At 62.3% G+C, this 25,018-nt stretch carries 30 protein-coding genes; 9 read left to right on the top strand and 21 right to left on the bottom strand.

The window, feature by feature from the left end:
• Window positions 1–60 precede the first annotated feature (60 nt).
• Window positions 61–1,032 carry a prolyl aminopeptidase gene (pip, locus tag KEM63_RS15790; RefSeq protein ID WP_223653319.1) on the top strand — a complete coding sequence of 324 codons (972 nt, stop codon included), beginning with the start codon at window positions 61–63 and terminating at the stop codon, window positions 1,030–1,032.
• Between the two features lies 1 nt (window position 1,033).
• A complete protein-coding gene (gene dtd, locus KEM63_RS15785) occupies window positions 1,034–1,471 on the top strand; it encodes a D-aminoacyl-tRNA deacylase (RefSeq protein ID WP_223653317.1) in 438 nt (145 codons plus the stop codon).
• A 9-nt stretch (window positions 1,472–1,480) separates the two neighbouring features.
• Here the strand turns inward: dtd and KEM63_RS15780 are convergent, their stop codons facing one another.
• The gene (locus tag KEM63_RS15780) at window positions 1,481–2,068 is read right to left on the bottom strand and encodes a 2-hydroxychromene-2-carboxylate isomerase (protein WP_223653315.1); all 588 of its coding nucleotides are present in this window, start codon (window positions 2,066–2,068) and stop codon (window positions 1,481–1,483) included.
• A gap of 18 nt (window positions 2,069–2,086) precedes the next feature.
• Window positions 2,087–2,815: an SDR family oxidoreductase gene (locus tag KEM63_RS15775; protein WP_223653313.1), complete on the bottom strand. Its 729-nt coding sequence runs from the start codon at window positions 2,813–2,815 to the stop codon at window positions 2,087–2,089.
• Window positions 2,816–2,920: 105 nt separating this feature from the next.
• On the opposite strand from KEM63_RS15775, the gene KEM63_RS15770 reads away from it, so the two are divergent.
• Window positions 2,921–3,391, top strand: coding sequence for a winged helix-turn-helix transcriptional regulator (locus KEM63_RS15770; RefSeq protein ID WP_223653312.1), 471 nt, complete (start codon window positions 2,921–2,923; stop codon window positions 3,389–3,391).
• Between the two features lie 17 nt (window positions 3,392–3,408).
• Here the strand turns inward: KEM63_RS15770 and KEM63_RS15765 are convergent, their stop codons facing one another.
• The 11 genes from KEM63_RS15765 to ubiE all read right to left on the bottom strand — a co-directional run bounded on the left by KEM63_RS15765 (window position 3,409) and on the right by ubiE (window position 11,521).
• Window positions 3,409–4,092: a potassium channel family protein gene (locus KEM63_RS15765; RefSeq protein WP_341481923.1), complete on the bottom strand. Its 684-nt coding sequence runs from the start codon at window positions 4,090–4,092 to the stop codon at window positions 3,409–3,411.
• Window positions 4,085–5,416, bottom strand: a complete 1,332-nt coding sequence (locus KEM63_RS15760) for a TrkH family potassium uptake protein (protein WP_223653308.1) — start codon at window positions 5,414–5,416, stop codon at window positions 4,085–4,087. Before KEM63_RS15760 ends, KEM63_RS15765 begins: the two co-directional genes overlap by 8 nt.
• 145 nt (window positions 5,417–5,561) lie before the next feature.
• Window positions 5,562–6,269: a 16S rRNA (uracil(1498)-N(3))-methyltransferase gene (locus KEM63_RS15755; RefSeq protein ID WP_223653306.1), complete on the bottom strand. Its 708-nt coding sequence runs from the start codon at window positions 6,267–6,269 to the stop codon at window positions 5,562–5,564.
• Window positions 6,266–7,054: a twin-arginine translocase subunit TatC gene (tatC, locus tag KEM63_RS15750; protein ID WP_223653304.1), complete on the bottom strand. Its 789-nt coding sequence runs from the start codon at window positions 7,052–7,054 to the stop codon at window positions 6,266–6,268. The genes KEM63_RS15755 and tatC overlap by 4 nt, the downstream gene beginning before the upstream one ends.
• The gene (gene tatB / locus KEM63_RS15745; protein ID WP_223653302.1) at window positions 7,044–7,457 is read right to left on the bottom strand and encodes a Sec-independent protein translocase protein TatB; all 414 of its coding nucleotides are present in this window, start codon (window positions 7,455–7,457) and stop codon (window positions 7,044–7,046) included. Before tatB ends, tatC begins: the two co-directional genes overlap by 11 nt.
• A 6-nt stretch (window positions 7,458–7,463) precedes the next feature.
• Entirely contained in the window at window positions 7,464–7,697 is a 234-nt protein-coding gene (tatA, locus tag KEM63_RS15740) for a twin-arginine translocase TatA/TatE family subunit (protein WP_223653300.1), read from the bottom strand.
• Between the two features lie 26 nt (window positions 7,698–7,723).
• Window positions 7,724–8,053: a phosphoribosyl-ATP diphosphatase gene (locus KEM63_RS15735; protein WP_223653298.1), complete on the bottom strand. Its 330-nt coding sequence runs from the start codon at window positions 8,051–8,053 to the stop codon at window positions 7,724–7,726.
• On the bottom strand, window positions 8,046–8,459 hold the full coding sequence (gene hisI / locus KEM63_RS15730) for a phosphoribosyl-AMP cyclohydrolase (RefSeq protein WP_223653296.1): 414 nt from the start codon (window positions 8,457–8,459) through the stop codon (window positions 8,046–8,048). Before hisI ends, KEM63_RS15735 begins: the two co-directional genes overlap by 8 nt.
• A 46-nt stretch (window positions 8,460–8,505) precedes the next feature.
• Window positions 8,506–10,140, bottom strand: a complete 1,635-nt coding sequence (ubiB, locus tag KEM63_RS15725) for a ubiquinone biosynthesis regulatory protein kinase UbiB (RefSeq protein WP_223653294.1) — start codon at window positions 10,138–10,140, stop codon at window positions 8,506–8,508.
• Window positions 10,137–10,763 carry a ubiquinone biosynthesis accessory factor UbiJ gene (locus tag KEM63_RS15720; RefSeq protein ID WP_223653292.1) on the bottom strand — a complete coding sequence of 209 codons (627 nt, stop codon included), beginning with the start codon at window positions 10,761–10,763 and terminating at the stop codon, window positions 10,137–10,139. The genes ubiB and KEM63_RS15720 overlap by 4 nt, the downstream gene beginning before the upstream one ends.
• On the bottom strand, window positions 10,763–11,521 hold the full coding sequence (ubiE, locus tag KEM63_RS15715; protein WP_223653290.1) for a bifunctional demethylmenaquinone methyltransferase/2-methoxy-6-polyprenyl-1,4-benzoquinol methylase UbiE: 759 nt from the start codon (window positions 11,519–11,521) through the stop codon (window positions 10,763–10,765). Before ubiE ends, KEM63_RS15720 begins: the two co-directional genes overlap by 1 nt.
• A 149-nt stretch (window positions 11,522–11,670) precedes the next feature.
• Here ubiE and KEM63_RS15710 point away from each other — a divergent pair, with 149 nt between their 5' ends.
• The 3 genes from KEM63_RS15710 to KEM63_RS15700 all read left to right on the top strand — a co-directional run bounded on the left by KEM63_RS15710 (window position 11,671) and on the right by KEM63_RS15700 (window position 13,197).
• Window positions 11,671–11,946 carry a polyhydroxyalkanoic acid system family protein gene (locus tag KEM63_RS15710; RefSeq protein ID WP_223655895.1) on the top strand — a complete coding sequence of 92 codons (276 nt, stop codon included), beginning with the start codon at window positions 11,671–11,673 and terminating at the stop codon, window positions 11,944–11,946.
• Between the two features lie 106 nt (window positions 11,947–12,052).
• Window positions 12,053–12,457, top strand: a complete 405-nt coding sequence (locus KEM63_RS15705) for a phasin family protein (protein ID WP_223653288.1) — start codon at window positions 12,053–12,055, stop codon at window positions 12,455–12,457.
• Window positions 12,458–12,474: 17 nt separating this feature from the next.
• Window positions 12,475–13,197, top strand: a complete 723-nt coding sequence (locus tag KEM63_RS15700) for a phasin family protein (protein ID WP_223653287.1) — start codon at window positions 12,475–12,477, stop codon at window positions 13,195–13,197.
• A 54-nt stretch (window positions 13,198–13,251) separates the two neighbouring features.
• Here KEM63_RS15700 and KEM63_RS15695 read toward each other — a convergent pair whose 3' ends face one another.
• From KEM63_RS15695 to KEM63_RS15665, 7 genes are all read right to left on the bottom strand, one after another.
• Window positions 13,252–13,872, bottom strand: coding sequence for a TetR/AcrR family transcriptional regulator (locus KEM63_RS15695; RefSeq protein ID WP_223653286.1), 621 nt, complete (start codon window positions 13,870–13,872; stop codon window positions 13,252–13,254).
• Window positions 13,873–13,932: 60 nt separating this feature from the next.
• Window positions 13,933–14,313 (bottom strand): gamma-butyrobetaine hydroxylase family protein, encoded by a 381-nt coding sequence (locus KEM63_RS15690; protein ID WP_223653285.1) that lies wholly within the window; start codon window positions 14,311–14,313, stop codon window positions 13,933–13,935.
• Between the two features lie 212 nt (window positions 14,314–14,525).
• Window positions 14,526–15,863: an ATP-dependent protease ATPase subunit HslU gene (gene hslU, locus KEM63_RS15685; RefSeq protein ID WP_223653284.1), complete on the bottom strand. Its 1,338-nt coding sequence runs from the start codon at window positions 15,861–15,863 to the stop codon at window positions 14,526–14,528.
• An 18-nt stretch (window positions 15,864–15,881) separates the two neighbouring features.
• Window positions 15,882–16,412: an ATP-dependent protease subunit HslV gene (hslV, locus tag KEM63_RS15680; protein ID WP_223653283.1), complete on the bottom strand. Its 531-nt coding sequence runs from the start codon at window positions 16,410–16,412 to the stop codon at window positions 15,882–15,884.
• Between the two features lie 156 nt (window positions 16,413–16,568).
• The gene (locus KEM63_RS15675; RefSeq protein ID WP_223653282.1) at window positions 16,569–17,159 is read right to left on the bottom strand and encodes an SPOR domain-containing protein; all 591 of its coding nucleotides are present in this window, start codon (window positions 17,157–17,159) and stop codon (window positions 16,569–16,571) included.
• A gap of 5 nt (window positions 17,160–17,164) precedes the next feature.
• A complete protein-coding gene (argS, locus tag KEM63_RS15670) occupies window positions 17,165–18,910 on the bottom strand; it encodes an arginine--tRNA ligase (RefSeq protein WP_223653281.1) in 1,746 nt (581 codons plus the stop codon).
• A gap of 90 nt (window positions 18,911–19,000) precedes the next feature.
• Window positions 19,001–21,253, bottom strand: a complete 2,253-nt coding sequence (locus tag KEM63_RS15665) for a primosomal protein N' (protein ID WP_423747816.1) — start codon at window positions 21,251–21,253, stop codon at window positions 19,001–19,003.
• 162 nt (window positions 21,254–21,415) lie between these two features.
• Here KEM63_RS15665 and rpmE point away from each other — a divergent pair, with 162 nt between their 5' ends.
• From rpmE to KEM63_RS15650, 3 genes are all read left to right on the top strand, one after another.
• Window positions 21,416–21,631, top strand: coding sequence for a 50S ribosomal protein L31 (gene rpmE, locus KEM63_RS15660; protein WP_223653277.1), 216 nt, complete (start codon window positions 21,416–21,418; stop codon window positions 21,629–21,631).
• Window positions 21,632–21,739: 108 nt separating this feature from the next.
• Complete coding sequence (locus KEM63_RS15655) at window positions 21,740–22,438, top strand: thermonuclease family protein (RefSeq protein WP_223653275.1); 699 nt, start codon at window positions 21,740–21,742, stop codon at window positions 22,436–22,438.
• Window positions 22,439–22,587: 149 nt separating this feature from the next.
• Window positions 22,588–23,850, top strand: a complete 1,263-nt coding sequence (locus KEM63_RS15650) for a malic enzyme-like NAD(P)-binding protein (protein ID WP_223653273.1) — start codon at window positions 22,588–22,590, stop codon at window positions 23,848–23,850.
• Window positions 23,851–23,934: 84 nt separating this feature from the next.
• Here the strand turns inward: KEM63_RS15650 and KEM63_RS15645 are convergent, their stop codons facing one another.
• Window positions 23,935–24,993, bottom strand: a complete 1,059-nt coding sequence (locus tag KEM63_RS15645) for an AAA family ATPase (RefSeq protein WP_223653270.1) — start codon at window positions 24,991–24,993, stop codon at window positions 23,935–23,937.
• Between the last annotated feature and the right edge of the window lie 25 nt (window positions 24,994–25,018).

Genomic DNA, 25,018 nt, shown 5'->3' with positions numbered 1-25,018 from the left:
GGGCTCACGCGCGTCTTTGCCCTGTCGTATCAGCGCTGGGCCACGGCCAGGAGTCATGCCATGCAGTTGTTGTATCCGGAGATCAAACCCTTCGCTCGCCACGAACTGGCGGTGGAGCCACCGCATGTGTTGTACGCCGATGAGAGCGGCCAGCAGGATGGCTTGCCTGTGGTGTTCATCCATGGGGGGCCAGGGGCCGGGTGCGATGCCCTGAGTCGGCGCTTTTTCGATCCGTCGATATACCGCATCATCACCTTTGATCAGCGCGGGTCGGGCCGCTCCACGCCGCACGCCTCACTGGAAAACAACACCACCGCGCACCTGATAGAAGATCTCGAGGCATTGCGTGAGAATCTGGGGATCGAGCAATGGGTGCTGTTCGGTGGTTCCTGGGGCTCCACGCTGGCGCTGGCCTACGCTCAGGCGCATCCGGAAAGAGTGCTCGGGTTGATTCTGCGGGGCATCTTCCTGTGTCGTGATCAGGACATTCGATGGTTCTATCAGGAAGGGGCGAGCCACATCTTTCCGGACTACTGGGAAGACTATCTTTCGCTGATTCCCGAGCAGGAACGTGGCGATATGGTCGCCGCGTACTACAAGCGCCTCACCGGCGACGACGAGATCTGCCGGATGCACGCCGCGCGAAACTGGTCGATATGGGAAGGCCGCTGCGCCACCCTGCGCCCCAGTGCCCAGGTGGTCGACCGCTTCAGTGACGCCCGTCGTGCCTACTCGATCGCGCGGATCGAATGCCATTACTTCATCAACAAAGCGTTTCTCACCCCCGATCAGCTGCTGGACGACATGCACAAGATCGAGCACCTCCCCGGCATCATCGTCCACGGTCGTTACGACATGGTCTGCCCGCTGGACAACGCCTTTGCGCTGCACCAGCGCTGGCCGGGCAGTGAGCTGCAGATCATTCGCGACGCTGGCCACGCGGCGTCCGAGCCGGGCATTGCCGACGCACTGGTGCGTGCCACGCAGACCATGGCGCGCCAGTTGCTGGATCTTGCGCCGCGGGCGGAGTGACATGAAGGGTTTGCTGCAACGGGTCAGTGCTGCCCGCGTGGAGGTTGACGGAGAGATCGTCGGCTCCATCGACCCTGGGCTGCTGGTGCTGATCGGCATCGAGCCCGGGGATGATCACGCCAGTGCCGACAGGCTGTTGCAGCGGCTGCTGAAATACCGCGTGTTCAACGATGCCGAGGGGCGCATGAACGCCTCTCTGCAGGACGTTGAAGGCGGCTTGCTGCTGGTATCACAGTTCACCCTGGCCGCCGACACCCGCAAGGGGCTTCGTCCGGGGTTCTCTACAGCAGCGCCCCCTCAACAGGCTGAAGCGCTGTTCGAGTATCTGCTCGGACAGGCGCGCCAGTTGCATCCTCAGGTGGCCAGTGGCCGATTCGGAGCGGATATGCAGGTCCATCTGGTGAACGACGGCCCGGTCACCTTCCTCCTGGAAGTCTGAACGCGGCAGTCACTCGCCCAGCGCCCGTTCCACCCAGTCCAGCCGATCCTGGCCGAAGTACATCTCGCCGTCGACGAAGAAGGTCGGCGCGCCGAACACCCCTCGTTCCACCGCCTCGGTCGTCAGCGCCTTGAGGCGGTCCTTCACTGCCGGATCATTGCAGCGGGCGAGTACGTCCTGAGGATCGAACCCGGCACCAGCGAGCACCTCACCGATGATCTGCGGCTGGTGCATGTCGCGCTCATCGACCCACATCGCCGTGAAAATGGCCGTCAGATACTCGTGAAACCGAGGGGTATCGAGAAACCCCACGGCGCCGCGCATCAGCATCAGCGTATTGATGGGGAAGTGCGGGTTGTGATTGAGCGTCGCGCCATAGCGCCGGGCGAAACGCTGCATGTCCGTACGCGTATAGCGCCCCTTGGCTTCCACTGTAGCCGGCGAGCTGTTGCCGGTGGCCTGGAACACGCCGCCCAGCAGCATGGGTTTCCATACGATCTGTGCCTGCTGCCGCTCGGCGATCGCAGGCAACTGAGTCCATGCCAGATAACTGGCAGGGCTGCCAACGTCGAAGAAGAATTCAACCTGTTTGCTCATGGTGCGGTACTCCGTCAGTCAGAAGGTTTCAAGCCAGGGACGCAGGTCCAGCTCGTGGGTCCAGGCCGAACGCGGTTGGCAGTGCAGCTGCCAGTACTGCTCCGCGATGTCCTCGGGGTCGAGGATCCCATCTTCGTCCTTCAACACGTAACGCTCGGGGAAGTTGTCCCGGATGAAGGCCGTATCGATGGCGCCGTCGATGATCGGATGGGCCACGTGAATGCCCTGCGGGCCTAGCTCGCGGGCCATGCTCTGCGCCAGCGCCCGCAGGGCGAACTTGGCGCTGGCGAAGGCAGCGAAGCCCTTGCCACCGCGCAATGAAGCTGTTGCCCCGGTGAAAATGATGGTCCCGCGGCCACGCTCCAGCATCACCCTGGCCGCTTCGCGCCCCGCCAGGAAGCCGGACAGCGCAGCCATTTCCCAGACCTTGCGGTAGACGCGCTCGGTTGTCTCGGTGATCGAGAAGCGTACGTTCGCGCCGATGTTGAACACCATGACCTCGATGGGTCCAATATCCCGCTCGATCCGTTCGAACAGGGCAACGGTCTGCTCCTCGCTGCGCGCATCGCAGGCGAAAGGGTGCGCGATACCGCCCCCGGCACGAATCTGTTCGGCCAACGGCTCCAGCTGATCCAGATGGCGACGTGTGATACACGCGACGTATCCCTCACGGGCAAAACGACGGGCGATGGCGCCGCCGGTGGCGTCACCGGCGCCGATCACGACGGCTACGGGTGGTCGGGACATGACATGCTCCTCAGCAGGTTCTTTTTTGGAACTGATTTGATAGTCAGTTTCTTTTTGGAACTTGTCAAGCTATTGTAGCCCCATCACTTGCACCAGGAGTCACTCATGCGGTGGGAAGAACTCGACCAGCAACCCTGTTCACTGTCCCGGGCACTGTCTGTGATCGGTGATCGTTGGACCCTGTTGATCTTGCGCGACTGTTTTCTTGGCATTCGTCGCTTCGACGCGTTCGAGCGGCGGCTGGGCGTTACTCGGCATGTACTCGCCGACAGGCTGAAAAAGCTGGTAGAGGCTCAGGTGCTGGTGCGCGTGGCTTACCAGCAGAAGCCGTTGAGGGAAGAGTATCGTCTCACCGACAAGGGCAAGGACCTTCACCCGGTCATGCTCGCGCTGGTGCACTGGGGCGACCGCCACATGGCCGATCAGCGTGGCGCACCGGTATTGCATCGTCACAAGGCGTGCGGACAGCTTATGCGGCCGGTGACCGTCTGTTCGGAATGCGGCGAAGCCGTAGGGGTGCGAGACGTCGTGGTCGAGGCCGGCCCTGGCTGGAGCGAAGCAGGCGTGCTGCCCTAGCGCACGCCGCAGCCCGCTTAACTGTCAGTCAGCGAAGCAAACTTTTCGACCTGTCCGGTATCGCCGCCGACCACCAGGATGTCATCGGCGTGAATCTCTGTTTCCGGCTTGGCATAGATGAAATCGACCTTATGTCGTTTCACCCCCACTACGTTTACCCCGTACTGCTTGTGCACATCGGCATCGGCCAGCGTCTTGCCGTGCAGGAACCGGGGAGCAGCGGTCGATGCCAGTGCAAAACCATCATCGAACTTGATGAAATCGAACATTTTGCCGGTGACCAGATGCGCGACCCGCTCGCCCATCGAGGCCTCCGGGTAGACGATGCGATGGGCACCGGTCCGCTCGAGAATCAGCCCGTGGCGCTTGCTCAGGGCGCGGGCCCAGATATCCGGAACGTCCAGCTCCTGCAGCGCCAGGACCGTCAGCACGCTGGATTCCAGATCGCGGCTGACGCTGACCACAACATGCCGGAACTCGTGCACGCCGAGCTGGCGCAGGGCGTCGATGTCGGTACAGTCGGCCTGCGCCACCTGGGTAAGGTGATCGGCCCAGTGCTGAACCCTGGCCCCGTCGATATCGACGCCAAGCACCTCGTGCCCCAGTGAAAGCAGCGAGTCGGCGACGGCCGAGCCGAAGCGACCCAGCCCGAGCACGGCGACACCATCGCTTTTGAACGTGCGTTTTTTCAGGTCATCCAACAATCGGGCGTTCCTCCGGGTAGCGATAGTGTTTGCTTGCGCCGCGCAGAGCCAGTGCCGCCGCCAGGGTAATGGTCCCCACGCGGCCGACGAACATCAGCGCGATGATCACCAGTTGCCCGGCTGGGGGCAGCTCGGCGGTAATGCCGGTCGACAGCCCGACGGTGGAGAAGGCTGAGATTGCCTCGAATACGACCGCGCCCATCTCATGCTCGGTGAAGCTGAGCAGCGCGGTGGTCCCGAGTGCGACACTGACGAAACCGAGCGACAGGACCGTCATTGCCTGACGCTCGATCGCGTGCGGAATTCGTCTGCGAAACACCACCGTGTCCGGGTTGCCACGAATTTCCGCCCAGATGAAAAAGAACAGCAGAAAAAACGTGGTGACCTTGATGCCGCCAGCCGTACCGGCACTGCCACCGCCGATGAACATCAGCAGATAGTTCGCCGCCAGTGTCTGCGGCTCCATCGCGCCTACATCGACAGTGTAGAACCCGGCAGTCCGGGCGGTGGCAGAATGAAAGACCGCCGACAGCAGTTTTTGCCAGACAGGCTGGTCGGCCAGGGTCGCCGGATTGCTCCACTCGTACGCCAGAATGACCAGGGTCCCGCCGAGCAACAGCACGGCAGAGCCCCACAGGGTGATCTGCGCATGGATCGACCAGCGTTTGCCCTTGCGCCAATTGCTGACTTCGTAGAGTACCGGGAAGCCGAGACCGCCGATGATCAACGCCAGCATCATCGGAACGATGATTACCGGGTCGGCCACGAACCGCGCCAGGCTATCGGAGTAGGTGGAAAAGCCGGCGTTGTTGAACGCCGAGACGGCGTGGAACAGGCCGTTCCATAGGGCGGTACGCCAGGGCTCGTCATACATCAGGTGCAGATGCAGGGCGAGAATCGCGGTAAGCACGGCTTCGACGGCGAGTGTCACCAGCAGAATGATACGGAGCACGCTGGTCACATCACCCAGCCCCAGCGAATGGGTCTCCCGCTGTGCGACCAATCGGCTGCTCAGTTGCAGATGTCGCTTCACCAGCAGGCCGAGCAGTGTGGCCCCGCTCATGATGCCCAGGCCGCCGAGCTGAAACAGCCCGAGGATCACCACCTGCCCGAAAAAGGACCAGTACTGGGCGGTATCCTGAACGATCAGACCGGTGACGCACACTGCCGACACCGCGGTGAACAGAGCTGTCATCACCGGAGCACCGCCGGGCTCCACCGTCGCCGCGGGAAGACATAACAGGCCTGTGCCGATGAGCGCAGTGATGAGAAACGCCAGCGGAATCAGGCGGGCGGGACGATGGTCTGATCGATGACCCAAACGTGTGTCCTTTGGTCGCAAGCGGGACGAGCTGGCGTTCGCGCGGTGCCGGATTTGATGCGGCATCGAGCGCGGCCTGTGCAAATCCTGATCTTGCGTAGCGGCGTAAAGTTCCTGAAAGCGCCAGGCCCGTCACCGGCCCGGGTCAGAACAATCTGGCCAGCAGGGCGGTGACGGCGGTTTCGACGCGCAGGATGCGGTCGCCGAGTTGTGCCGGGGTAAAGCCTGCCTCGATCAGCTTGTCGACTTCGTAGGGTATCCACCCGCCCTCCGGGCCGATCGCCAGAGTAACCGGCCCCTCCACCGCGCGTGGACAGGCCGGGTAGTCTCCGGGGTGGGCTACGATCGCCCGGGTACCGGCGGCGAGTGCCGGAAGGCGATCTTCGACGAAGGGCTTGAAGCGTTTCTCGATGATGACCTCGGGCAGGACCGTGTCGCGTGCCTGCTCCAGGCCCAGCAAGAGATTGTCACGCAGCGCAGGCGGTTCGAGGAACGGGGTCTGCCAGAAACTCTTCTCGACCCGGTAGCTGTTCAACAGGACGATACGGGGTACGCCGAGTGTGGCGCAGTGTTGCAGGATGCGGCGAAACATCTTGGGTCTGGGCATGGCCAGCAGCAGCGTTACGGGCAGTTTCGCGGGTGGCTGCTGGCTCAGTTCGACGCTCAGGTCGGCATGCGCGGCGGACAGGCTGGTAACGAGGCCCTGTCCCATCAGACCTTCGATGTGGCCCACGCGCAGCGAGTCCCCCTCTGCGACCTTCTGAATCTCGAGCATGTGCTGCAAACGTCGTCCGCTCAGGCGAACCCGGTCGGTGGCTGTGAAGTCATCGTCTTCAAGCAGCAGCAGGTTCATGCCGGCGGCTGGTCTTCGGTCTTCTCCGCCGTCGCATCCGCGTCGCGCTTGATTGGGCGAACCATCTGGCTGAACAGGATGCCGACTTCGTAGAGTAACCACATCGGGATCGCCAGCAGAGCCTGGGAAATTACATCCGGGGGCGTCAGAACCATACCGATAACGAAGCAGCCGACGATAACGTACGGCCGGATCTCCTTGAGCTTGGCAACGTCGACGATGCCGGCCAGCACCATCAGCACCGTGGCCACGGGAATTTCGAAGGAGAGCCCGAAGGCCATGAACAGCGTGAGCACGAAATCGAGGTACTTGTTGATGTCGGTCATCACCGCCACCCCGGCCGGCGCGGTACTGGTGAAGAAGCCGAACACCAGCGGGAACACCACGAAATAGGCGAAGGCCATGCCGGAGTAGAACAGCACGATACTTGACGCCAACAGCGGTACGGCGAGTCGTTTTTCGTGCTTGTACAGGCCGGGCGCAATGAAGCCCCAGATCTGGTGCAGCACGAAGGGCATGGCGAGAAACAGTGCGCTGACCAGGGCGAGCTTGAACGGCGTCAGGAAAGGCGACGCCACGTCCGTCGCAATCATGCTGGTGCCTTCCGGCATGTAGGCGCGCAGTGGTTCGGAGATGAAGGTATACAAGTCGTTGGCGAAATAGAACAGCCCGGCAAAGATCACCATCCAGACCACGATTATACGCAACAACCGCGAGCGCAGCTCGGTGAGGTGAGCGACCAGGGGCATGTCATCGCCGGGTGTGACGGTAGGCTTATCGCTCATGAGGGGTGTCTGGTTCATCGCTTGGCAGCCTGCTGGTGACGTCTGCCTCGGTCGATCCGGCGGCAGCGCTGGTCGCGCTAGTCTGCGAGCTGCTTGTGTCAGTCTGGTTACCGAAACGTTTCACATTCGAGGCTGGACGTGGGGAAGCGTCAGCAGCCGGTGATTCGGCTTCCCGGTCTTTCTTCGCCAGCTCCGCCATGACCCGTTCATTGTGAAGCTGCTGGCGCAGCTCGTCAGCCCCGATCTCCCGCTCGACCTGGCTGCGCACGTCGGCGAAGCCACGCTTTATGCGGCCGACCGTGCGGCCAACGGTGCGCACCGCACCTGGCAAGCGTTCAGGGCCGAGTACCAGCAGGGCAATGATTGCCACCACCAGCATCTCGGTAAAGCCGGCATCGAACATGAAGGATCAGTCCCTTTGCTGCTGATCCGGCTTCTTCTCCGGGTGCACGTCAAGGGTGTCGCCACTTTTCTGCTGCACGTTGGGCTTGTCCTCGTCCTCGGAATTCACCGATTTGCGAAAGCCCTTGATCGCCTCGCCCAGATCACCGCCAATGCTCTTCAGGCGCTTGGTGCCGAACAACAGCACGACAATGAGCAACACGATCAACAATTGCCACACGCTGATACCACCGAAACCCATGTCATTCTCCCGGGCCATCGCCCTAGCTATTGTTGGCGGGACGCTTTCTCGGCAAGCCCGGAAAGGTCGAAACGCCGTTCAAGTTCTTTCAGTACGTCGTCCGGACCGAGTCCGAGATGGCTGAGCATGACAAGGGTGTGGAACCACAGGTCAGCCGTCTCGTAAATCAGTTCCGACTTGTCTTCCTCGTGCTGGCAATCCTTGGCCGCGAGCAGCGTTTCCGTGCATTCCTCGCCCACCTTCTCGAGGATCTTGTTCAGCCCCTTGGCATGCAGACTGGCGACATAGGAGCTGTCGGCGGCGGCCTGCTTGCGCTGTTCGAGTACCTCGGCCAGCCGGCTCAGCGTATCACTCATGCTTGTGCTCATAAATCTGATTCGGATCCTTGAGTACGGGATCGACGGTAACCCACTGACCGTCGCGGAATACGCGGTAGAAACAGCTCTGCCGACCTGTGTGACAGGCAATGCCGCCGAGTTGCTCGACCTGCAGCACCACGACGTCGGCGTCACAATCGAGCCGCAGCTCGTGCAGGACCTGCACATGGCCGGACTCTTCACCCTTGCGCCACAGCTTCTGCCGCGAACGGGACCAGTAGATGCCTCGCTGCTCCCTGGCCGTGAGCGCCAGAGCTTCGCGGTTCATCCAGGCGACCATCAGTACGCGCTGGGTGTGGACATCCTGGGCGATGGCCGGGATCAGCCCGTCGGCATCCCATTTGACCGCGTCGAGCCAGGCGTTGGAGTCAATGTTCGAATTCATGCGTTCAAGTGTGCCAGTTTATGGGTTGACCGCGCCAGAGAGTCGCTCACCCGGGACGGCGAAGCACGAGCCAGCCGCCACTGGCAACGAGCAACCAGTACAGCGGTTCGGCGTGCTGCCAGAGATTGTAATCGGAGCCAAGGCCGCTGGCGCCGGCCAGTGCCAGGACCAATCCGATCAGGCGCAGTGCGACAGGATTGTCCCGGCGCACAGGCTGAGCAGCCGGCCCCACCGGACGATTGCGCAGAGGTGTGCGATTCGGCTGTTCGGCAAGATTGTGCAGCGCCTGCTTGGCATCGGCCAGCAGGCCTGGGACCTGCTCGATGTATTCCTGCCAGTGGTGCATGTGCTGGTGCGGCATGGCCCGCTCTCGCATCCAGCGTTCGAGATACGGCTGCGCGGTGGACCACAGGTCCAGATCGGGGTAGAGCTGGCGGCCCAGACCTTCGATGTTGAGCAGGGTCTTCTGCAGCAGTACCAGCTGCGGCTGAATTTCCATGTTGAAGCGCCGGGCGGTCTGGAATAGCCGCAGGAGCAACTGTCCGAAGGAAATATCGCGCAACGGCCGCTCGAAAATCGGCTCGCAGACACTGCGGATCGCCGCTTCGAATTCGTTGACCCGTGTGTCGGCCGGAACCCAGCCGGAGTCGATGTGCAGTTGCGCTACCCGGCGGTAATCACGCTTGAAGAATGCCAGCAGATTGCGCGCAAGGTAGCTCTGATCCTGGGGGGTCAGGCTGCCGACGATGCCGAAGTCGATGGCGATGTACTGCGGCTCCCACGGGTGCGCCCGGGAAACGAAGATGTTGCCCGGATGCATGTCCGCATGGAAGAAGCTGTCGCGAAACACCTGGGTAAAGAAGATCTCCACGCCGCGTTCGGCAAGCTTCTTCATGTCGGTGCGCTGATCGTGCAGGGCCTCGAGGTTGGTCACGGGAACACCGCTGATGCGCTCCATGACCATTACCCGCGGTTTGCACCATTCCCAGTACACCTTGGGGATGTAGAGCAGCTCCGACCCTTCGAAATTGCGCCGTAACTGCGAGGCATTGGCCGCCTCGCGATGCAGATCCAGTTCGTCGAAGATGGTGCTTTCGTAATCGCGCACCACCTCTACCGGACGCAGGCGCCGGCCTTCGCTGGAGACCTTTTCCAGCGTGCGCGCGCACAGATACAGCCACTGCATGTCCTGGTGGATCACCGGCGCTATGTCGGGTCGGGTGACCTTGACCACGACCTCGCTGCCATCATGCAGCGTTGCGGCATGCACCTGAGCGACCGAAGCGGAGGCCAGAGGCTGATCAGAGAAGCGGGCGAACACCGTCTCGATGGGCAGACCCAACTGCTCCTCGATGCGCGCTCTGGCCACCTCCGGCGCAAACGGCGGGACCTTGTCCTGGAGGAAGGCCAGTTCCAGGGCGATATCGTCGGGCATCAGGTCGCGACGGGTGGAGAGAATCTGGCCGAATTTGATGAACACCGGACCCAGGTCCTCGAAGGCCCGGCGCAGGCGCGCACCGCGCGACAGCGCGCGCGGTGCAGGGCGCAGTCGCCACGGGCCGATCTTCAGCAGCAGCCGGCCGTACCACGGCAGCGGCAGATCAAGCAGCAACTGGTCGAGACGGTAGCGGACGAAAATGTGCAGGATGCGCAGGAGGCGCCAGAGTGCGGTGAAGTTCATGCGTCAGGGGCATCCGCTGGCGGGTTGTCGAGAGTATTCAGGCGAGCTTCGAGCCGGTCCAGGCGCAGGCGCAGTTCGTGTATGTCCATCGCGGCGCTGTCGGCCTCGCGGCGGCCGACCAGATGCCGGGTTTCCTCTGTCAGATAATCCTTCACCACGGTGTCCAGACTGCTTCGTGTGGACGAGGCCCAGCCGCGACCGGTGCGCACGAACTGGCCGATTGCATGGGCGGCCACCGGGCCGATCCAGCGCGCCAGCTCCGCTTCGCTATCCAGACGCAGATCGCCAAATATGTTCTGCAGATCCACCAGCACCTGGGTGTCGCCGCTGAGTTCGACGCTCGGGTCTTCCAGTAACTGCTTGCGCTGACTGCTGGTCGCCAGGCGTGCCAGCATGCTCACCGGTGCGCTGAGCGAGCAGTCCGGTTCCAGATCGGCGTGGCGACCAAGCAAGGTGATGCCCTCGGCGGCGGGCAGCAGATACAGCGTGAAATCGGGGGTACGCGCCTGGATGCGTATGACCTTGCCGTCAAGCGCACCAAGGCGTCTGGCGGTCAGAGGGTCGCGCGAAACCGCCAGCGCTATGCTGCGCTCGGCGGCGGCGAGTACGGCCTGGCTCAGCATCAGGGTTTGATCCCGCGGTGCAGGGCGACGATACCACCGGTCATGTTGTGGTAAGTGACCCGAGCGAACCCGGCCATTTCCATCATTGCCTTGAGTGTGTCCTGATCCGGATGCATGCGAATGGATTCGGCAAGATACCTGTAGCTTTCCGAATCATTGGTGACCAGCTTGCCCATGAACGGCAGCAGGGTGAAGGAATACTGGTCGTACGCCTTGGAGAGCAGCTTGTTCCCTGGCTTGGAAAACTCCAGGACCAGCAGCCGCCCGCCCGGTTTGAGCACACGCAGCATGGACTCGAGGGCCTTGTCCTTGTGCGTCACGTTGCGCAGGCCGAAGGCGATGGTGATGCAATCAAAATGATTATCAGGAAACGGCAGCGCTTCGGCGTCGGCCTGAACGAAGCGGACATTGCCGGCAATGCCCTGGTCGAGCAGGCGGTCGCGACCCACGCTGAGCATGGACGCATTGATGTCGGCCAGTACGACCTCGCCGTCCTGGCCTACGAGCCGCGAGAATTTGCGGGTCAGGTCACCGGTACCCCCGGCAATGTCCAGTACCCGATTCCCCGGCCGGACGCCGGACAGCTCTATGGTGAAGCGCTTCCACAGGCGATGTACGCCGGCCGACATGAGATCGTTCATCAGGTCGTACTTGGCTGCTACCGAATGAAAAACCTCGGCGACCTTCTGCGCCTTTTCCGATTCGGCGACCGTCTGGTAGCCGAAGTGAGTCGTGCGGTCTGAGTTGTGGTCGGTCATAGTGCGTCCGGATAAGCGAATCAGCGCTCATTCTACCCACTTTTTTCGTGTCGTCGCGTGCAATGCGGTGCGCTGGATGTCGCATGCCGCGGATGACGGGCCTGGGCCTTTGCGGCATGCTAGCGCTTTTTCCGAATCAGGACGACGAAATGGCAACAGTGGAGATTACCCGCGAACATGACCTGGGCAAGGAAGCGGCGCGCGAGCGTGCCGAACGGCTTGCCGACAAGCTGGCGCAGAAGCTCGGCGCGGAGTGCAGTTGGGAGGGCGATGACCTGACGTTCAAACGCAGCGGCGCTGACGGTCTCATTCGTGTCAGCGACAATCTGGTAGAGGTTACGGTCAAGCTGGGCCTGATGTTCACGCCCATGGCGGGCATGGTAAAAGGCGAAATCGAAAAGGCGCTGGACAAATATCTCGCCTGATTCAGTGTGATCCATATTTCTAGTATGTCTTTTCTAATTTTGCTGCGTAACGTGTTCATCGAGGGTCGCTGACCCACATCCATATCCATTCGACGGGAGATGAACCATGACCAACGCAGCAAAAACCGAAGAGCGCGTGCTGGACCTCACCGCAGACATGCGCAAGTACACCCACCAGATCTGGCTTGCCGGTCTCGGCGCCTACGCCAAGGCAGGCAAGGACGGTGCCGAGTACTTCCGCTCGCTGGTGAGCGAAGGCGAAGAGCTGGAAGAGCGTGGCCGCGAACTGTTCTCCGACCGTTTCGAGGGCGTCACCAGCCGGGTCGAGGAATTGAAGGAAAAGTGGCAGACGCGCACCGGCACCCGCTTCAACAAGGTTGAGGAAGTGTTCGATGATCGGGTGGCCTCGGCACTGACCCGAATGGGCATCCCGAGCAAGAAGGACATCGATGCGCTCTCTGCTAAGCTGGATAACCTGAGCGTTGCGCTCAATACCCTGCAAAGCAAGTAGCACTCCAAGGAGGTTCCATGGCGGGCAAGAAGAAGCTGGACAAGGACAAGAGCTGGGTCGGTGAGATGGAAGGCTATTCACGGCAGATCTGGCTGGCTGGTCTCGGCGCCTACGCCAAGGTGGGCAAGGAAGGCGCCAAGCTGTTCGAGACGCTGGTGCAGGACGGCGAGCAGGCTGAAAAGGCGGCTCGCGCCGAAATCGACAAGCAGGTGGATGTGCTCAAGGAACGCGTGGGTAAAACCTCCAAGGCAGCGAAGGATCCTGTCGACACGGCCCGTACCAAGGTCGAGAAGTCTCGAGGCAAGCTGCTGGAGCGCTGGGGCGAGCTGGAATCGGTGTTCGACAAGCGGCTCAACAGTGCCGTGTCCCGCTTGGGGGTGCCCACACGGGCGGAGGTCAAAACGCTCGAGGATAAGGTGGACGAGTTGTCCCGCGCGGTCCTCGAGTTGCTGGAAGGCAAGTCTCCGCCGGCCAAGCTGGCGCCCAAGGCCAAACCGAATGCAGTCGCTACGCCGGTCATGGCCGAGTCATCGGAGCCGGTCGTGGAGAAGCTGATCACTGACTCGCCCGAGGCCAAGCCGAAAAGCGCGCCTCGCCGGCGCGCGGCCGCTGGTAGTGGCGCTGCGAAACCGGCCGCCAAGGGCGCCGTCAAAAACGCATCCAGCGCACCTTCGGCAAAATCGAAGGCCGGTGGCGGCGCCAAGCCGCAGGCGAAGCCGGGCAAGGACGCAGACCAGTAGCACATGTGAAGTGACGGGCTCACCTGTCCTGGGTGAGCCTTCTTTACCTATCTTTCATCGACGCGGGTAGCGTTCGATCAGGTCCGTCATCCACGCGCGTGTTTCCCCATCCAGATACGGCAGCATCAGGCCAAGCACTTGCCGCACCGCCGTCGCCGGATCTGCCTCGTCCAGACCACGTACCCGCTGGTAGTCGGTCCAGAACAGAAATGTCTGACACAGCGCGTCGAGCAGTCTGTCGAGTTCGTCGTCGGCGGCGCGCAGGTGATGCTGGTCGCGCAGCGCCAGCAGCAGATCGTTCAGGCTGATGCGCAGCGCCTCGACCCAGTGATGCATGGCTCGACGGACCTGCGCGTAGCGACCCATCAGGTTGGGCAGATCGAGAAACAGGAAGCGATACCGGATGATCGCTTCGAAGAGCAGATGCATGTACAGCCAGTAATCTTCGGGGCTCAGATCATCCGCGCCGGGTCGGGCGGTGACCAGATCGCGTGTCTGCTCCAGAAAGTCGCCCAGCAGCACGTCCACGAGCACTTCCTTGCCGCGGAAGTGGTAGTAGAGATTGCCCGGACTGATGTCGAGCTCATTGGCGATATCCAGCGTCGAGACGTTTGGCTCGCCCTGGTCATTGAACAGCTCCAGGGTGCAGGCGAGTATTCGGTCGCGGGTTTTCATCGTTTATCCTTTTACCCGCTTGGCTCTGCAGGAGCCAGCCGCAGGAGGCCGAAACGAGAACTAGAGCATCAGCTTTACCGTCGAGACGTCCGGATCTCGGCTGGCACCGGCTGCCTGCAGCTGATCAAGGTACGCTTGCCAGCGGGCTTCCTGCCGGGTTGCCAGTTCATACAGATAATCCCAACTGAACAGACCGGTATCGTGCCCATCGTCGAATACCAGCTTCAGCGCGTAATTGCCCACCGGTGCGAGACCGGTCAGGCCGACATGCTGTTTGCCCGTCTGCAGAACCGGACTGCCATGGCCGCGGACCTCCGCCGAGGGTGAGTGCACGCGCAGGTACTCGGCCGGGAGCACATAGGTGTGGCCGTCGGCGTACGTCAGGCTGAGTGTGCGCGAGGCTTTCTGCAGCTTGATGTCGGTAGGGATGGGGGCGGGCATGGAGTCTCCTGGATAGCGCTGGCAGTTGTACTTCGGGGCAGCTGGAGGCTTGAGGCTGTAAGCGATACACCTTGCGCCGACTCTGAAGAATTGTGCCAGAGCCGAGCATTTCGGTGTTGCGGTCCGTAATAATCGCATCACGCTGACCACCTCCAGCCTCCAGCCTCCAGCCTCCAGCCTCCAGCCTCCAGCCTCCAGCCTCCAGCCTCTCTTTACAGAATGTAGCGCGAAAGATCCTCGTTGACCGCCAGCTCGCCCAGGTGCTCATTGACGTATGCGGCATCGATCACCAGCGCCTTGCCTTCCTGGGAGGACGCCAGGTCGCCGGCGCTGAACGACACTTCTTCAAGCAGCCGTTCGAGCACCGTATGCAACCGGCGCGCGCCAATGTTCTCGGTCTTCTCGTTGACCTGCCAGGCGATCTCGGCCAGGCGCGAGATGGCGTCCGGGGCAAACTGGATTTCCAGGCCTTCGGTCTGCATCAGTGCCCGATACTGTTCGGTCAGCGAGGCGTCCGGCTCGGTCAGAATGCGCTCGAAATCCTGGGGCGACAGCGACTGCAGCTCCACCCTGATGGGCAAGCGCCCCTGCAATTCAGGGATCAGATCCGAGGGCTTGGTCAGGTGGAAGGCACCTGATGCGATGAACAGGATGTGGTCGGTCTTGACCATGCCGAACTTGGTGTTGACCGTCGACCCTTCGATCAAGGGCAACAGGTCACGCTGTACGCCCTCGCGGGACACGTCGGCACCGCCGCCACTGTCGGCACGCTTGCTGACCTTGTCGATCTCGTCGATGAACACGATGCCGCTCTGCTCGACAACGTCGATGGCGCGCGTCTTCAGCTCGTCTTCGTTGACCAGCCGGGCGGCCTCCTCATCACGAATCAGCCGCATTGCGTCCCTGACCTTCAGCGTGCGGGTCTTGCGTTTACCCTTGCCGAAGCTGGAGAACATGTTCTGCAGCTGGCTGGTCATTTCTTCCATGCCCGGCGGTGCCATGATGTCGACGCCGACCGGCGCTTCGGTCACCTCGATGTCGATGTCCTTGTCATCCAGCTCGCCCTCTCTCAGACGCTTGCGAAAGAGCTGGCGGGTGCTGTTGTCCTGGCGCGCCGGCTCGTCGTTCGAGCCACGGGCAGGAGGCAGCAGCGCGTCGAGGATCCGGTCCTCGGCGGCGTCTTCGGCGCGATGACGCACCTTCTCCATTTCCTTCTCGCGCAACATTTTCAATGCCGCATCGATCAGGTCACGGATGATCGATTCCACGTCGCGACCGACATAACCGACCTCGGTGAACTTGGTGGCTTCCACCTTGATGAACGGTGCCTGCGCCAGCTTCGCCAGGCGGCGGGCGATTTCGGTCTTGCCGACACCGGTAGGGCCGATCATCAGGATGTTCTTCGGGGTGACCTCCTGGCGCATTGCGTCAGGCAACTGCTGGCGCCGCCAGCGATTGCGCAGGGCAATGGCGACGGCTCGCTTGGCGTCCTGTTGACCGATGATGTGACGGTCGAGCTCATGGACAATTTCACGGGGTGTCATGGACATGCTGGTTATCCGGGCGCCTCAGGGATTGGCGTCCAGCTCCTCGATCGTCAGGTTACGGTTGGTATAGATGCAGATGTCGCCGGCAATGTTCAGGCTGGTCTCGACGATCTCGCGTGCGGACAGATCCGTATGCATCAGCAGGGCACGAGCGGAGGCCTGGGCGAAGGGGCCGCCGGAGCCAATGGCGATCAGACCTTCTTCGGGTTCGATGACATCACCGTTGCCGGTGATGATCAGCGAAGCGTCCTTGTTGGCCACGGCGAGCAGTGCTTCCAGGCGGCGCAGGGCGCGGTCGGTACGCCAGTCCTTGGCCAGTTCGACGGCTGCGCGCACCAGATTGCCCTGATGCTTTTCCAGCTGCGCTTCGAAGCGCTCGAACAGAGTGAAGGCATCGGCGGTACCGCCGGCAAATCCGGCAATGACCTGGTCGCGGTACAGGCGGCGCACCTTGCGCGCGTTGCCCTTCATTACGGTGTTGCCCAGCGAAACCTGGCCATCGCCGCCGATGACGACCTTGCCCTGGCGGCGGACGGATACGATTGTAGTCACAAGCAGCTCCCAAATGGCTGACGGGGGAAACGGCGGCAGCAGGCTGCCATCCGGGATAGTTTGGGGCATGCGGGGGGATTTCAACCGTGCGGGCAGGCGATTCGAACGTCTGGTGCCGAGGTGGCAGGCAAGGCCGCACTGGGCGCGGCCGGGCTGTTACTGCTTGCTGGTGCGTTGTTGTAACAGAAGATTGTCAAAGCCATTGCCGGCCAGTGTTTTCTGCGCGTCTCCGAGACTGTTGCGGTCCTGGAACGGGCCGACCTGGACGCGGTACCAGGTCTCGCCATTGCCCAGCTTCGCGTTCTCGAGCTGCACATCCAGGCCGAGCATGATGATCTGAGCGCGGACCCGGTCGGCGTCGGCGCGCTGGCGGAACGATCCAGCCTGGAGGAAGTAGCGCGTGGCAGGTTCGGTCGCAGCCGGATCACTCGGCGCGGGTGCTTCCGGGGCCTGTTCAGGCACGGCAGTCTCCGGAACGATCACCTCGGACTCGGGCAGTAGCGTGTAGAAGTCATACCGCGGCTGCTGTTCGGCTGGCTTGGGTTGACGAGGCGCCTGCTGGGCCGGCTTCGGCGGAACCGCTTCACGTTTTACCGTTTCACGACCGGGTTCGAGCTGAAACAGAAATGCCACGAACAGGCCGATGACCAGTCCGCTGACCATCCATAGCCAGCCGGGAATCCGCGGTCGGCTGGAAGCCTGGCGCCGGCTGGCTCCGCGGGTAGGGGCTTTGCGTCCTTTGGCCATGCTGCTTACATGCGCTCCAGTGTTTCGATGCCGAGCAGGTTAAGGCCTTGGCGCAAGGTTCGTCCAGTCAGGGCGGACAGGCGCAGGCGACTGTCGCGCTGTTCCGGTCGCTCGGCGGCCAGCACCGGGCACTGCTCGTAGAAGCTGGAGAAGCGCCCGGCCAGCTCGTACAGGTAGGTGCACAGCACATGCGGAGTACCTTCCCGGGCGACATAATTCAACGTATCGCCAAACTGCGCCAGGTGCGCCGCGAGATCGGCCTCCGCTTCGGCCTCAAGTTTCATGGGTAACAGCTCGGCCAGAGCATCCATGGGCTGCTCTAGCTTGCGGAAGATGCTCGCTACCCGGGTATATGCATACATCAGATACGGCGCGGTATTACCCTCGAAGCTGAGCATCTGCTCGAAGTTGAAGCTGTAATCGCTGCTGCGATGCTTGGACAGATCTGCATATTTGACGGCGCCGATACCCACCGCTTTGGCAATGCTGCGCAACTCATCGGACGGCAGCTCGGGATTCTTGCCTTCGACCAGTCGATAGGCGCGCTGCTCGGCTTCCTCGAGCAGATCCACCAGCTTTACCGTGCCACCGTCGCGGGTCTTGAACGGCTTGCCGTCAGCGCCATTCATGGTACCGAAGCCCATGTGTTCGAGCTCCATGCTCTCCGGCACGAAACCGGCCCTGCGCGCCACGGCGAAGACCTGCTGGAAGTGCAGTGCCTGGCGCTGATCGACGAAGTACAACACGCGGTCAGCGTTGAGCTGTTCGTGTCGATAGCGCATGGCTGCAAGATCGGTCGTGGCGTACAGATAGCCACCGCCGGCCTTCTGCACAATGACCGGCAGCGGCTTGCCTTCGCTGTTGGTGAACTGATCGAGGAACACGCAGCGTGCGCCGTCACTCTCGGTCAGCAGGCCGCTGACCTCCAGCTGGCGAACGATGTCCGCAAGCTCCTCGTTGTAAGCGCTCTCACCGCGGACGTCATCGCGGCTCAGGGATACGCCAAGCCGGTCGTACACGGCCTGGCAGTGGCCCAGCGAGATGTCGTTGAATGTGTGCCACAGCGCCAGGCACGTGGCGTCGCCGGCTTGCAGTTGCACCACGCGCTCCCGAGCCCGATCGGCGAAGGCGGCATCGTCGTCGAAGCGCTTCTTGGCCTGCCGGTAGAAATTTTCCAGATCGCCCAGTTCGGACTCGGCGGCGACCGGATTCTCTTCGAGATACGCCAACAACATGCCGAACTGGGTGCCCCAGTCGCCTACGTGGTTCTGCCGGATCACCTCGTGGCCAAGGAACTCCAGAATGCGCGCCACGGCATCGCCGATAATGGTCGAACGCAGATGGCCGACGTGCATTTCCTTGGCCAGGTTCGGCGAGGAGTAGTCGATCACCACCCGCTGCGGCGGGTTGGCCCGGGCAACGCCCAAGTGCGCGTCGGCCAGCGCGGATTCAAGTTGTCCAGCCAGCCAGCCGCTGTCCTGAAAGATGTTGATGAAACCGGGCCCGGCAATGTTCACCTGAGCAACCGCTTCATGCGCAGGCATCGCGGCAACCAGTTTCTCGGCAAGATCACGCGGCTTCATGCCGGCAGGCTTGGCCAGCATCATCGCCAGGTTGCTGGCGAAATCACCATGCGCCTTGTCGCGGGCATTCTCCACCTGGATCGACGGGGACAGGTCGGCCGGGAGTACACCCTGGCTTTTCAGGGTCTCCACGGCTTCGGCGAGCAGCTGGCTGATCAGGTTCTTCATGGGTAGTCGAATGTCCGGGCAAGGCCTGTTGGAAAACCCGGCATTATCCGGCTTAAGTGTCCACTTGCCAAATCCGATAGGGCGCTCAGCTCAGAACATGTCCAGCGGATCGACATCGAGCGACCAGCGGACCTTGCGAGCGAGCGGATGGACTTCGAGTTGCGGCAGCCATATGTGCAGTAACTGATGCAGCACCGATCGCTGCCCGGCCTGAATCAGCAACTGTGCGCGGAAGCGCCCGGCGCGGCGCTCCATGGGCGACGGGACCGGGCCCAGCAGGTCGACGCCCTCCAGCCTGTTGTCGGCGCAGAGCTGTTCGGCCCAGGCGCAGCCCTCCTCGAGAAACTGGTTGGCCAGGGCCGCGACATTGGCTTCGGCACGCAGCAGCGCGATAAAACTGTACGGCGGCAGGTTGGCCGACTGGCGCGCGGCCAGTTCTCGCTCGGCGATCGCGGGATAGCCGTGCTCGGTCAGGTCGATCAGCAATGGATGCTCAGCCATGTGGGTCTGGATCAGTACCTGCCCGGGCTTGTCGGCGCGGCCGGCACGCCCGGCGACCTGGGTGATCTGCTGGGCCATGCGTTCCGGTCCGCGAAAATCAGCGGAAAACAGGCCGCCGTCAGCATCAAGGATCGCCACCAGCGTCACGTCAGGGAAGTGATGTCCCTTGGCAAGCATCTGCGTGCCGACCAGGATGCAGCGCTCGCCGCTGTGAATGCGCCGCAGCATGTCTGCCATCGCCTGCTTGCGTGACATGCTGTCCCGATCGATGCGCATTACCGGAACGTCGGGGAAACTCTGTACCAGTTGCTCCTCGGTGCGCTCGGTCCCGGCGCCGATCGGCCTCAGGTCCTCGCCGTTGCACTTGGGGCAGTGACGGTCCACGGCGCGCTGGCTGCCGCAGTGATGGCAGTGCAGATGCGCAGGCGCCTGGTGTACCGTCATGCGCGCGTCGCAACGCTTGCACTCGGCGATCCAGCCACAGTCGTGGCACATCAGGGTCGGTGCGAAACCACGCCGGTTGATGAACACCAGCACCTGATTGCCGGCGCGCAGGTGCTCGCCGATGAGCCCCGTCAATGGCCGCGATAGCCCCCCCTCCAGTGGACGGCTGCGTATATCCAGGCATTCGAAGCGTGGCGGGCTGGCATTGCCTGCCCGCTGGGTCAGGCGCAGCCGCTGATAACGGCCCCGTTTGACATTGTGAAGGCTTTCCAGCGATGGCGTGGCAGAGCCGAGCAGCACGCCGGCCTGCTCCAGGTGGCCGCGGTATACCGCCAGGTCGCGCGCGTTGTAGCGCAGGCCTTCCTGCTGTTTGTAGGACAAGTCGTGTTCTTCATCAACGATGATCAGGCCTGGGCGAGCCAGCGGTGTGAATATCGCCGAACGGGTGCCGATGATCACACCGGCTTCGCCATCGCGCGCGGCAATCCAGGCGTCAAGCCGCTCACGGTCGTTGAGTCCGGAGTGCAGGATGACCACCGGTACGCTGAAGCGCTTACGAAATCGCTCCAGCGTCTGCGGCGTGAGCCCGATCTCCGGAATAAGCACCAGCGCCTGTTTCTGCTGGCGCAGCGCATGCTCAATGGCCTGCAGGTAGACTTCGGTCTTGCCGCTGCCGGTGACACCTTCGAGCAGCCAGGTGGCAAACCCGTCATTGTCGAGGATCTGCGTCAGCGCTGCGGATTGCTCGGGATTGGCTGTCAGCGGCGCCTCGCGTAATAAAGGAAGCGGTTCGTTGACATGATGCTGCGACTGGCTGATGCGCTCGACCAACCCCTTGCGTTCGAGCGCTTCCAGGCAATCGCGCGTCAGACCCCACTGGCCGATCAAGGCATGCGAGAGGCCGTGCGGGTGGCGGGCCAGGATCTGCACGGCTTCCTTCTGCTTCGGCGCGCGGGCGATGGCCGGATGCTCGGGGTAGGTGCCGGTGGTCAGCTTCCAGAGCCGGTCCTGGCGGGCCAGCGCCGGTTCGCCCTGACGCAGCAGTACAGGCAGCGCGCTGCTCAGCGTATCGCCGAGTCCGTGCTGATAATAGCTGGCAGTCCAGAGGCACAGTTGCCAGAGCGTCTCGGGCAGCAGTGGCTCGAGATCGATCAGCTCGAGGGCGCGCTTGAGCTTGTTGGCGGGCAGGTCGGAGGTATCGCTGAGCCCCGCGATGATCCCGACCATTTGCCGATTGCCGAATGGCACCCGCACCCGCAGACCGACGCGGCAATCCTCGTCACGCACGCCAACCGGGCTGCGATAATCGAACAGCCGGCGCAGGGGGGAGGGCAGGGCAACCTGAAGAATGGGCACGGACGTGAATGACTCCAGCTGACAGTGCGCAGATGGTAGCATTCCGGACGCCAGCCGGTGGTGCTTGCGTAAGCGCGGGTTTCTGTTATCATCGCCGGCCTGATTTTCCGGTACCCGGGTGCCTTTCTGGTATCGGCTTTGAATTATCCAGTGCGGTGCCAGATCAAGTAGGTCCGGTGGCGGCACACCAATCGAGGAATACCCATGAAAGCTGATCTGCATCCCAAGTACGAAGAACTCCAGGCTACCTGCAGCTGCGGCAACGTGATCACCACACGTTCCACTCTGGGCAAGCCGATCCACCTGGACGTGTGCTCCGAGTGCCACCCGTTCTATACCGGCAAGCAGAAGGTACTGGACACCGGCGGCCGTATCGAGCGCTTCAAGCAGCGTTTCGGTGCCGTCAGCACCAAGAAGTAAGACTCGCCGGCCTTCATGGCAGGGTTCGAGACGAGAAAGGCGCTCCGTTGGAGCGCCTTTTTTATTGTCTGGCTTTTCGCGGGGCAGGCGCATGCCGACGCCTGTCGGATGCCGGCCGACGCCACGCGCGTGCAGAGCCGCTCCGTGTTCGATGGTGACACGCTCGAGTTGACCGATGGCCGCCGCGTACGGCTGATCGGTATCAATGCACCGGAAATCGGCCGCAAGGGCAGAGCGTCCCAGCCCTTCGCTCGTGCTGCGGCGAATCGGCTGCAGGCACTTGTCGCCGACGGGCCGCTGTATCTGGCCCAGGGGCAGGAGCCCCGGGATCGCTACGGCCGCACCCTGGGGCATCTGTTCAACGCCACCGGCGACAACCTCGAAGCGCAACTTCTCCGCGAGGGCCTCGGTTTTGCCATCGGCGTTCCGCCCAATCTGGCATTGGTTCGCTGCCATGCCGAGGCGGAGCATCGGGCCCGCGATGCGCGTCGCGGCCTGTGGGGAAGCCAGCCAGTAGTCGACGCAGCTGACCTCAGCGAAGGAGGATTCCAGCTGGTCAAGGGCCGGGTGCATTCGGTGCAGCGAGGCGGAAAGTTCTGGTGGCTGGCACTGGGGGGGCAGACGGTTTTGCGGGTTCATCAGGACGAGCGTACAGCGTTGCCCAGACCGCCCGAGAAAATGGCGGGTCAGACGGTAGAGGCCCGTGGATGGGTGATCGATCGCCGCGGTCAACGCAGTGTCAAGGCCGGACACCAGCGATTCATGTTGCCCATCAGGCACGAGAGCATGCTGCGGCAGATGCGTTGAACACCGCGCTTCATGCTGCATTCTTCGTCGATGACGCACCATTATACGAATATGTCCTTGACATCCGCTCCGTGAATAACCTTGTTACGACTGGTGCTTTTCGGTATTCTCGACCGCCCGCATGAGCAACCTGACCGGAAAAATAGACAATGTCCGATTTGAGAACCGATGCACTCGCGTATCATGCCAACCCGCGTCCGGGCAAGCTGAGCGTAGAGCTGACCAAACCGACAGCCACTGCCCGCGATCTGGCACTGGCCTATAGCCCGGGTGTTGCAGAACCTGTTCGCGAAATCGCCAAGGATCTGGAAAACGCCTACAAATACACCGGAAAAGGCAACCTCGTTGCGGTCATTTCCGACGGTACCGCGATTCTCGGCCTGGGCAATCTCGGCCCGCTCGCCAGCAAGCCGGTCATGGAAGGCAAGGGTGTACTGTTCAAGCGTTTCGCCGGCATCGACGTGTTCGACATCGAAGTCGAATCCGAAAGCCCGCAAGCCTTTATCGATACCGTGCGCCGGATCTCCTGCACCTTCGGTGGCATCAACCTTGAAGACATCAAGGCCCCCGAGTGCTTCGAAATCGAACGTGCACTGATCGAGCAGTGCGACATTCCAGTGTTCCATGACGACCAGCACGGCACCGCAATCGTTACCGCCGCCGCCATGATCAACGCGCTGGAACTGGCCGACAAGCAACTGGAAGACGCCAAGATCGTCTGCCTTGGCGCGGGCGCTGCCGCCATCGCCTGCATGAAGCTGCTGGTCAGCATGGGTTGCAAGGTCGAGAACATCTATATGCTCGACCGCAAGGGCGTGATTCACGCCGGCCGCGATGACCTCAACGAATACAAGGCAATCTTTGCCACCGAGACCGACAAGCGCACCCTGACCGATGCCCTGAAGGGCGCTGACGTGTTCGTTGGCCTGTCCGGTCCGGACCTGCTGCCGCCGGCAGACCTGAAGCTGATGGCGGAAAACCCGATCGTGTTCGCCTGCTCGAATCCTGATCCGGAAATCAAGCCCGAGCTGGCGCGCGCATCGCGTCCTGACGTGATCATGGCCACCGGTCGTTCGGATTACCCGAACCAGGTGAACAACGTACTGGGTTTCCCCTTCATTTTCCGCGGTGCGCTGGACGTTCGTGCCACGCGTATCAATGAAGAGATGAAGATCGCCGCGGTCCACGCCATCCGTGAGCTGGCCAAGGAGCCGGTGCCGGAGTACGTATCCGAAGCCTATGGCGGCATCAAGCTGGAATTCGGTCGAGAGTACATCATTCCCAAGCCCATGGACGTGCGTCTGATCGAGCGCGTGCCGGCCGCTGTGGCCCAGGCTGCCATCGACTCGGGCGTGGCTACCCAGCCGTACCCGGCGCATTACCCGCTGAAGTCGGTCGAAGACGTCAAGTAAGCGACTCTCTGCAGCATAAAAACCCCGCTTGGTGCGGGGTTTTTTGTTTACGGCCGATCGTTGTTGTGCGCGGCGCTGTCGATGCTAGCGGCGCTGCGCCGCGGAAAGCGGTTCGATGACGATGCGACCGCTCTGCAACCTGGCGTGGAGCACCTCTCCCGCTGCATCGGGGTGATCCAGCAGCCGTCTAGCCACCGCCGGCTCAATGTGATGGCGGAAGGCACGTGCCATCGAGCGAGCGCCATATCGACGATCAAATCCCTGTTCGCCGAGCCACGATTTCAAGGGCGGATCCAGTATCAGTTGCAGTTGCTGGCGCGCCAGGCGCTGGTTCAGTCGCTCCAGCGCCAGATCAACCAATTGCCCGACCTGATCACCGCCGAGCCGCTGGAAGGTCACCCGGTGGTCGATACGGTTGAGAAACTCCGGCGAAAACTGCTTCTCCAGTGCTTCGTCGACCAGTCTCGCTTCCGTATCGGCCTGCCAGCCAAGCGGCAACCATCTACGCCAACCGCGGCTCTGACGCTGCTGATAGTCCCACAGTGCCTGGGCACCGATATTGCTGGTCATGAAGATCAGGCTGTTGCGGAAATCCAGCGTAGCGGTGCCGGAGCTCAGCCGTAGCTGACCGTTGTCGAAGATATTCATCAGCGCCCGAATCACCGGTTCACTGGCCTTTTCCAGCTCGTCGAACAGCACGATGCCGGGGGTTCCGAAACTGCCTTCGATGGCAGCCTTGTCGAACAGCGTAGTGCCTTCCTTGCTGCCGACGTAACCGGGCGGCGCACCGGTCAGCGAGGCGGCGTAATGCTCCTGTGCCAGGGTGTTCATATCGATCCGGCACAGGGCATCGGCCTTGCCATGAATGGCCTCGGCGAGCAGGCGAACGGTCTCGGTCTTGCCGACACCCGTTGGCCCCATCAGCAGGACAACCGCGAGCGGCTTGCGTGGATCGCCGAGCTCGGCCTTGATCACGCTCAAACTGGCTGCGATGGCATCCAGTGCCGCCTCCTGACCAACGATCCGCGAGCGGAGCAGGGTCATGACCTGATCCGGATCGAAGCGAAAGCGCGAGGTACGCCGGGGCGGTGCAGCGCCACTGGTGCGCTGGTTGTGCTCCAGCACCTCATTGATGAAGGGCATGGTATCTGTCCTGTCAGCCGGTTAG

Source organism: Halopseudomonas nanhaiensis, from assembly GCF_020025155.1.
GTDB classification, from domain to species: domain Bacteria; phylum Pseudomonadota; class Gammaproteobacteria; order Pseudomonadales; family Pseudomonadaceae; genus Halopseudomonas; species Halopseudomonas nanhaiensis.
The sequence above is the reverse complement of the archived record's forward strand: the minus strand, read 5'-3'. Positions and strand labels throughout refer to the sequence as shown.

Excerpts from the sequence above, each read along its gene's own strand:
- pip (WP_223653319.1), top strand. The coding sequence starts at position 61 with ATGCAGTTGTTGTATCCGGAGATCAAACCCTTCGCTCGCCACGAACTG.
- dtd (WP_223653317.1), top strand. The coding sequence starts at position 1,034 with ATGAAGGGTTTGCTGCAACGGGTCAGTGCTGCCCGCGTGGAGGTTGAC.
- KEM63_RS15780 (WP_223653315.1), bottom strand. The coding sequence starts at position 2,068 with ATGAGCAAACAGGTTGAATTCTTCTTCGACGTTGGCAGCCCTGCCAGT.
- KEM63_RS15775 (WP_223653313.1), bottom strand. The coding sequence starts at position 2,815 with ATGTCCCGACCACCCGTAGCCGTCGTGATCGGCGCCGGTGACGCCACC.
- KEM63_RS15770 (WP_223653312.1), top strand. The coding sequence starts at position 2,921 with ATGCGGTGGGAAGAACTCGACCAGCAACCCTGTTCACTGTCCCGGGCA.
- KEM63_RS15755 (WP_223653306.1), bottom strand. The coding sequence starts at position 6,269 with ATGAACCTGCTGCTGCTTGAAGACGATGACTTCACAGCCACCGACCGG.
- tatC (WP_223653304.1), bottom strand. The coding sequence starts at position 7,054 with ATGAGCGATAAGCCTACCGTCACACCCGGCGATGACATGCCCCTGGTC.
- tatB (WP_223653302.1), bottom strand. The coding sequence starts at position 7,457 with ATGTTCGATGCCGGCTTTACCGAGATGCTGGTGGTGGCAATCATTGCC.
- tatA (WP_223653300.1), bottom strand. The coding sequence starts at position 7,697 with ATGGGTTTCGGTGGTATCAGCGTGTGGCAATTGTTGATCGTGTTGCTC.
- KEM63_RS15735 (WP_223653298.1), bottom strand. The coding sequence starts at position 8,053 with ATGAGTGATACGCTGAGCCGGCTGGCCGAGGTACTCGAACAGCGCAAG.
- hisI (WP_223653296.1), bottom strand. The coding sequence starts at position 8,459 with ATGAATTCGAACATTGACTCCAACGCCTGGCTCGACGCGGTCAAATGG.
- ubiB (WP_223653294.1), bottom strand. The coding sequence starts at position 10,140 with ATGAACTTCACCGCACTCTGGCGCCTCCTGCGCATCCTGCACATTTTC.
- KEM63_RS15720 (WP_223653292.1), bottom strand. The coding sequence starts at position 10,763 with ATGCTGAGCCAGGCCGTACTCGCCGCCGCCGAGCGCAGCATAGCGCTG.
- ubiE (WP_223653290.1), bottom strand. The coding sequence starts at position 11,521 with ATGACCGACCACAACTCAGACCGCACGACTCACTTCGGCTACCAGACG.
- KEM63_RS15710 (WP_223655895.1), top strand. The coding sequence starts at position 11,671 with ATGGCAACAGTGGAGATTACCCGCGAACATGACCTGGGCAAGGAAGCG.
- KEM63_RS15705 (WP_223653288.1), top strand. The coding sequence starts at position 12,053 with ATGACCAACGCAGCAAAAACCGAAGAGCGCGTGCTGGACCTCACCGCA.
- KEM63_RS15700 (WP_223653287.1), top strand. The coding sequence starts at position 12,475 with ATGGCGGGCAAGAAGAAGCTGGACAAGGACAAGAGCTGGGTCGGTGAG.
- KEM63_RS15695 (WP_223653286.1), bottom strand. The coding sequence starts at position 13,872 with ATGAAAACCCGCGACCGAATACTCGCCTGCACCCTGGAGCTGTTCAAT.
- KEM63_RS15690 (WP_223653285.1), bottom strand. The coding sequence starts at position 14,313 with ATGCCCGCCCCCATCCCTACCGACATCAAGCTGCAGAAAGCCTCGCGC.
- hslU (WP_223653284.1), bottom strand. The coding sequence starts at position 15,863 with ATGTCCATGACACCCCGTGAAATTGTCCATGAGCTCGACCGTCACATC.
- KEM63_RS15675 (WP_223653282.1), bottom strand. The coding sequence starts at position 17,159 with ATGGCCAAAGGACGCAAAGCCCCTACCCGCGGAGCCAGCCGGCGCCAG.
- argS (WP_223653281.1), bottom strand. The coding sequence starts at position 18,910 with ATGAAGAACCTGATCAGCCAGCTGCTCGCCGAAGCCGTGGAGACCCTG.
- KEM63_RS15665 (WP_423747816.1), bottom strand. The coding sequence starts at position 21,253 with ATGCTACCATCTGCGCACTGTCAGCTGGAGTCATTCACGTCCGTGCCC.
- rpmE (WP_223653277.1), top strand. The coding sequence starts at position 21,416 with ATGAAAGCTGATCTGCATCCCAAGTACGAAGAACTCCAGGCTACCTGC.
- KEM63_RS15655 (WP_223653275.1), top strand. The coding sequence starts at position 21,740 with ATGCCGGCCGACGCCACGCGCGTGCAGAGCCGCTCCGTGTTCGATGGT.
- KEM63_RS15650 (WP_223653273.1), top strand. The coding sequence starts at position 22,588 with ATGTCCGATTTGAGAACCGATGCACTCGCGTATCATGCCAACCCGCGT.
- KEM63_RS15645 (WP_223653270.1), bottom strand. The coding sequence starts at position 24,993 with ATGCCCTTCATCAATGAGGTGCTGGAGCACAACCAGCGCACCAGTGGC.